Origin of the sequence: Kitasatospora sp. MY 5-36 (assembly GCF_001182915.1) — a bacterium.
Taxonomy (GTDB): domain Bacteria; phylum Actinomycetota; class Actinomycetes; order Streptomycetales; family Streptomycetaceae; genus Kitasatospora.
The window spans coordinates 1-5,142 of sequence record NZ_LFVW01000736.1; the positions used below are offsets into that span (position 1 = coordinate 1).

Sequence of the window (5,142 nt, forward strand, 5' to 3'; positions counted from 1 at the left end):
AGGCCGCCAAGGCCGCTCCGGCCCCGGTCGCCGCTGCCGCCCCGGCCGCCGCGCCAAAGGCCGCCGCCGCGCCGTCCGCCCTGCGCGGTCAGACCGTCAAGATGACCCGCATGCGCAAGGTCATCGGCGACAACATGCTGAAGGCGCTGCACGAGCAGGCCCAGCTGACCAGCGTGGTCGAGGTGGACGTCACCAAGATCATGTCGCTGCGCGCCAAGGCGAAGGAGGGCTTCCTGGCCCGCGAGGGCGTCAAGCTCTCCCCGATGCCGTTCTTCGTCAAGGCCGCCGCCCAGGCGCTGAAGGTCCACGCGGTCGTCAACGCCCGGATCAACGACGCCGAGGGCACGGTCACCTACTTCGACACCGAGAACATCGGTATCGCGGTGGACTCCGAGAAGGGCCTGATGACCCCGGTCATCAAGGGCGCGGGCGACCTCAACATCGCCGGCATCTCGAAGAAGACCGCCGAGCTGGCCAGCAAGGTCCGCGACAGCAAGATCACCCCGGACGAGCTGTCCGGCGCCACCTTCACCATCAGCAACACCGGCTCGCGCGGTGCGCTGTTCGACACCGTGATCGTGCCGCCGAACCAGGTCGCCATCCTGGGCATCGGCGCCACCGTCAAGCGCCCGGTCGTCATCGAGGCCGACGGCGGCACCGCCATCGGCATCCGCGACATGACCTACCTGTCGCTCTCCTACGACCACCGCCTGGTGGACGGCGCCGACGCCGCCCGCTACCTGGTCGCGGTCAAGGAGATCCTGGAGGCCGGCGAGTTCGAGGTCGAGCTCGGCCTCTGACCCCACCGGGTCCCCGCGGCACCCCGCGTACGGAACCCCGCGTCGTCCCCGGACGGCGCGGGGTTCCGCCGTTCCCGGCCCCCGGGCGCACCGGGTTCCGGGACCCCGGGCACACCGGGCACGGGCCCGTGTCGAGTCGTGGCATGCGCGGAGGCGGCCGAACGGGGATGCTTGAGCGGTGATGGACGAGACGGACTTCTGGCAGATCATCGACGACACCCGGGACGCCGCCGACGGCGACCCCGACGAACAGGCCGACCTCCTGGTGGAACGGCTCCTCCAGCTGACCCCGGACGACGTGATCGACTTCGCCCGGCTGTTCCAGGCGCGGTTCCGGCGCGCCTACCGCAACGACCTGTGGGGCGCGGCCTACCTGCTGCTCGACGGCGCCTCGGACGACTCCTTCGACTACTTCCGCTTCTGGCTGATCGGCCAGGGCCGCGAGGTCTTCGAGGGCGGACTGGCCGAACCGGACGACCTGGCGGACCTGTTGCCGGAGTTCGACGAGGAGGAGGACGGCGACGCCGAGGACCTCGGCTACGCCGCCGACGAGGCGTACGAGCGGCTGACCGGGCTGCCGCTGCCCGAGGTGGGCGGGCGGCAGGCCGAGCAGCCGTCCGGGCCGGCGCTGGACTTCGACGACCCGGACGTGATGGCCAAGCGCTACCCCAAGCTCTGGGAGCGGTACGGGGATTAGGGCGTACCGGACGGGCCGGCGGACCGGCCCTCGCGGTTTCGTCAGGTGCTGCTGCCGGAGGAGCTGTCCTGCTGGATGCCGTTGAGGATCTGGTCCAGCGCCGAGAAGTCCGGCGCGGCCGGGCTGTCGTCCACGCCGCCCTCCATGACCACGTAGCCGCCGCCCTTGGCCGGGAGGGCGGCCAGCAGGACGTAGCCCTGGGTGCCGTCCGTGGTGCGGATGTGCCAGCGGGTGGCGTAGCCGAGCACCCCGGCCACCCTGACGTACCCGGATCCCGCGTCGGTGTGCGAGCTGACCCCGGAGAAGATCTGCCCGGCGTAGACGGGGATCTGGGCGTCGGCGGCCGCCTTCGGGGTGGTGCCCTGGACGGTGTCCTTCTCGACCGAGAACTGGCCGCGGATGCAGGAGCTGCCGTCCGGGCAGCTGTAGCGGCCGGTGCCGAGGTAGACCGTCGAGTGCGGCGGGTTGGTGGACACGTCCCAGCCGTCGAAGACCGGCACGGTGATCGCGTGCTGCGGGTCGGGGACGGTGCTCTTGACCACCGGCAGGGGCTTGGGCTTGGGGGTGGGCGTGGGCACGGTGGGGCTGGGGCTCGACGTGGGGCTGCCGCTCTGGGTCACGGTGACCGTGGGGTCCGGGGTCGGGTCCGCCCTCCGGTCGCCGCCGCCGCTGAACGCGATCCCGGCGACGATCCCGCCCACGGCCAGCACGGCGACCGCGATGCCGATGACCAGGCCGGTCTGCGGCCTGGCCTTGGCCGTCTGGGGTGGCGGGTAGCCCGGGCCCGGGTAGCCGTAGCCGGGGCCCTGGCCGGGGTAGGCGCCCTGGGCCGGGTAGCCGCCCTGGGCCTGGCCCTGGGCCTGGTAGGCGTCCTGACCCGGGTAGCCGTGGGGCGGGAGCTGGTGGGCGTCCTGGCCCGGGTAGCCGTAGGCCGGGGCCTGGTGGGCGTCCTGGCCCGGGTGGCCGTAGGGCGCCGCCGGGCCGCCGGGGTAGCCGTAGCCGGGCCGCTGGTCGGACGGCGGCCGGGTCTGGGTGGGGGCGTCGGCGAGCCCGCCCGCGACGCCGTCCTGGAGCGGTCGGACCTCGCTGCTCCAGGCGTTGCCGTCCCACCAGCGCTCGTGACCGGGGGTGCCGTCCGCACCCGGGACCGGGTACCACCCGGGAGGCGTCGAGTTGCTCACGGGCGTACGGTACCCGGCGCGGCGGCGGTCCAGACAGCGCGGAACCGTCACGACTCGGCACCGGCCCGGAACGCCGAACATCCGCTCGCGGCAAGCCTGTTCGAATCTTCGGCGCGGGCCCGGGCGGGCTCGGCGGGGTGCCGTCCGGGGCTCAGTCGGCCAGGCGGCGGGCCATCCAGACGTCGTCCACGTACCGGCCGTCGATGAGGAACTCCTCGGCCAGCGAGCCCTCGACGACGAAGCCGCAGCTCTCGTAGAGCCGACGGGCCGGGGCGTTCCAGCCGAGCACCCGCAGGGTCAGCTTGCGGGCGCCTTCGGCCCGGGCCGCCGCGCAGGCCGCCTCGACCAGCCGGCGGCCGATGCCCCGGCCGCGGACGGTGTCGTCGACGGCCAGGCCCTGGATCTGCCGGACGTGCCGGTTGCTCGCCAGCGGGGTGGCCGGGACCTGACGGACGTAGCCGACGATCCGGCCGTCCAGGACGGCCAGCAGGTACTGCTCGGCCGGGTGCCGCTCGTCGAAGACCGGGTCCTCGACGGGCGGTCGCGGGGAGACGTCGGACAGGACGGACCAGGCGGCGTGGTTGAGGACGGCGAGTTCGCGCTCGTCCTCGCTCCGCGCCGTACGGATGATCAGATCGTCGTCAGGCATGCGCGTCATGCTAACGGGACGCATGCGAAGGTGACGGGCGGTCGGGACCACCGCGGGAGCGGGCGGGAGCTGCGAGGATGGGCGCATGCGCATCGCTGTCACGGGTTCCACGGGTTTGATCGGTTCCGCGCTCGTCCGCTCCCTGCTGGCGGACGGCCACGAGGTGGTCCGGCTGGTCCGGCACCGCTCCAAGACCGGCCCCCGGCCGGACGGCAGCACGGCGATCGGCTGGAACCCGCTGCTCGGCGAGGTCGAGCGGGACGGGCTGACCGGGGTCCGGGCCGTGGTGCACCTGGCCGGCGCCGGGGTCGGCGACCGCCGCTGGACGGACTCCTACAAGCGGGAGATCCGGGAGAGCCGGGCGTACGGCACCGAGACACTGGCCGTCGCCCTGGCCGCGCTCAAGGAGCCGCCGCAGGTCCTGGTGAGCGCCTCCGCGGTCGGCTGGTACGGACAGACCGGCGACCGGGTGATCGACGAGGACTCCCCCGCCGGGGACGACTTCCTGGCCGAGGTCTGCCGGGAGTGGGAGGACGCCGCCAGGCCGGCCGAACGGGCCGGGATCCGGGTCGTCCACCCCCGCACCGGGATGGTCCTGTCCGCGGCCGGCGGGGCGGGCGGACGGCTCTTCCCGCTGTTCAAGCTGGGCCTCGGCGGGCGGCTCGGCAACGGGCGGCAGTACTGGAGCTTCATCTCGCTGCACGACGAGGTGGCCGCGCTGCGGTTCCTGATCGACCACGACGGCCTCTCCGGCGCCTTCAACCTCACCGCGCCGAACCCGGCGACCAACGCCGAGCTGACCACCGCGCTCGGGCGGGCGCTGCGGCGGCCGACGCCGTTCCCGGTGCCGGAGGCGGTGCTCAAGGCGGTGCTGGGCGAGCTGGCGGTCGAGGGGGTCGGCAGCCATCGGGTGGTGCCGCGGCGGCTGCTGGACGCGGGCTTCCGCTTCACCCACCCGGACGTGTACTCGGCGGTGCTCGCGGCGATGTGACGGGCCGGCGTGCGTGCGGCGGTGCTCGCGGCGATGTGATCGGTGGGCGTGCGCGCGGGGGCGCGACGCCTGGGCGCGCGCGCGACGGTGTGACGCATGGGTGTGCGCGCGGGGCGTCCGGAGCCGTGCGTACTCCGACCGCGGCATCCACCCTGGCCAGCGGCATATGCCGGGCCCGGCCCGAGGGGGCCCGAGGAGGGGGCGCACGGGAGCACATGGTGGGCGCGTCGCACGCCCCCGGTGACCGTACGCGCCCGCCGACCCCCGAACCCGGCCACCACGGCGCACTGTCCGTGACCGCGCCCCCGCCCGGTGCCGCACAACCCTCCCCGGCCCTCGGATCCGGCCCGATGCGCTTGTCTGATGCTCGTACTGACTGGGCATCACCCTCCACGGACCGTGTCCCGGCACCCCGCTGCCTGCGTCGGCCGGAGCCCCGGGACCAGGGAGGGAGCACCCCAGTGCCCACGTACGACTTCACCCGCCGCGCCCGCCGGCCGTCCGACCCGGACGTCGTCGTGGTCGGCGCCGGACTCGCGGGCCTGGCCGCCGCCCGCGCGCTCACCGGCCACGGCCTCGACGTCCAGGTCCTGGAGACCACCGACCGGATCGGCGGCCGGATGGCCACCCGCGAACAGGACGGATTCCGGCTCGACGACGGCAGTCACCTGCTGAACACCGCCTTCCCCGAGCTGCGCCGCACGCTCGACCTCGACCGCCTCGACCTGCGCCCGCTCGCGCCCGGCGTGCTGGTGCACAGCGCCGGCCGCCGGTACCGCGCCGGGGACCCCCAGCTCGCCGTCGCCCGGCAGGCCGCCGCCCGG

The 5,142-nt window shown here is 74.4% G+C and carries 6 protein-coding genes; 4 read left to right on the plus strand and 2 right to left on the minus strand.

Translation table 11 applies throughout. From position 1 onward, the window contains the following. Nucleotides 1-800 (plus strand): 2-oxo acid dehydrogenase subunit E2 (locus tag AE652_RS34820; RefSeq protein WP_049658973.1); only part of this gene is annotated, 800 nt, incomplete at its 5' end. Nucleotides 801-981: 181 nt separating this feature from the next. Next, a complete protein-coding gene (locus AE652_RS34825) occupies nucleotides 982-1,497 on the plus strand; it encodes a DUF4240 domain-containing protein (RefSeq protein WP_049658975.1) in 516 nt (171 codons plus the stop codon). 41 nt (nucleotides 1,498-1,538) lie between these two features. Here the strand turns inward: AE652_RS34825 and AE652_RS48695 are convergent, their stop codons facing one another. Together AE652_RS48695 and AE652_RS34835 are read right to left on the minus strand one after the other, a co-directional pair. Next, on the minus strand, nucleotides 1,539-2,678 hold the full coding sequence (locus AE652_RS48695; RefSeq protein ID WP_049658977.1) for a DUF2510 domain-containing protein: 1,140 nt from the start codon (nucleotides 2,676-2,678) through the stop codon (nucleotides 1,539-1,541). Between the two features lie 151 nt (nucleotides 2,679-2,829). Next, nucleotides 2,830-3,336 carry a GNAT family N-acetyltransferase gene (locus AE652_RS34835; protein ID WP_049658978.1) on the minus strand — a complete coding sequence of 169 codons (507 nt, stop codon included), beginning with the start codon at nucleotides 3,334-3,336 and terminating at the stop codon, nucleotides 2,830-2,832. Nucleotides 3,337-3,412: 76 nt separating this feature from the next. Here AE652_RS34835 and AE652_RS34840 point away from each other — a divergent pair, with 76 nt between their 5' ends. Together AE652_RS34840 and AE652_RS34845 are read left to right on the plus strand one after the other, a co-directional pair. Beyond that, nucleotides 3,413-4,318 carry a TIGR01777 family oxidoreductase gene (locus AE652_RS34840; RefSeq protein ID WP_049658980.1) on the plus strand — a complete coding sequence of 302 codons (906 nt, stop codon included), beginning with the start codon at nucleotides 3,413-3,415 and terminating at the stop codon, nucleotides 4,316-4,318. Between the two features lie 461 nt (nucleotides 4,319-4,779). Then, a partial coding sequence (locus tag AE652_RS34845; RefSeq protein WP_049658981.1) for an FAD-dependent oxidoreductase occupies nucleotides 4,780-5,142 on the plus strand: 363 nt, incomplete at its 3' end.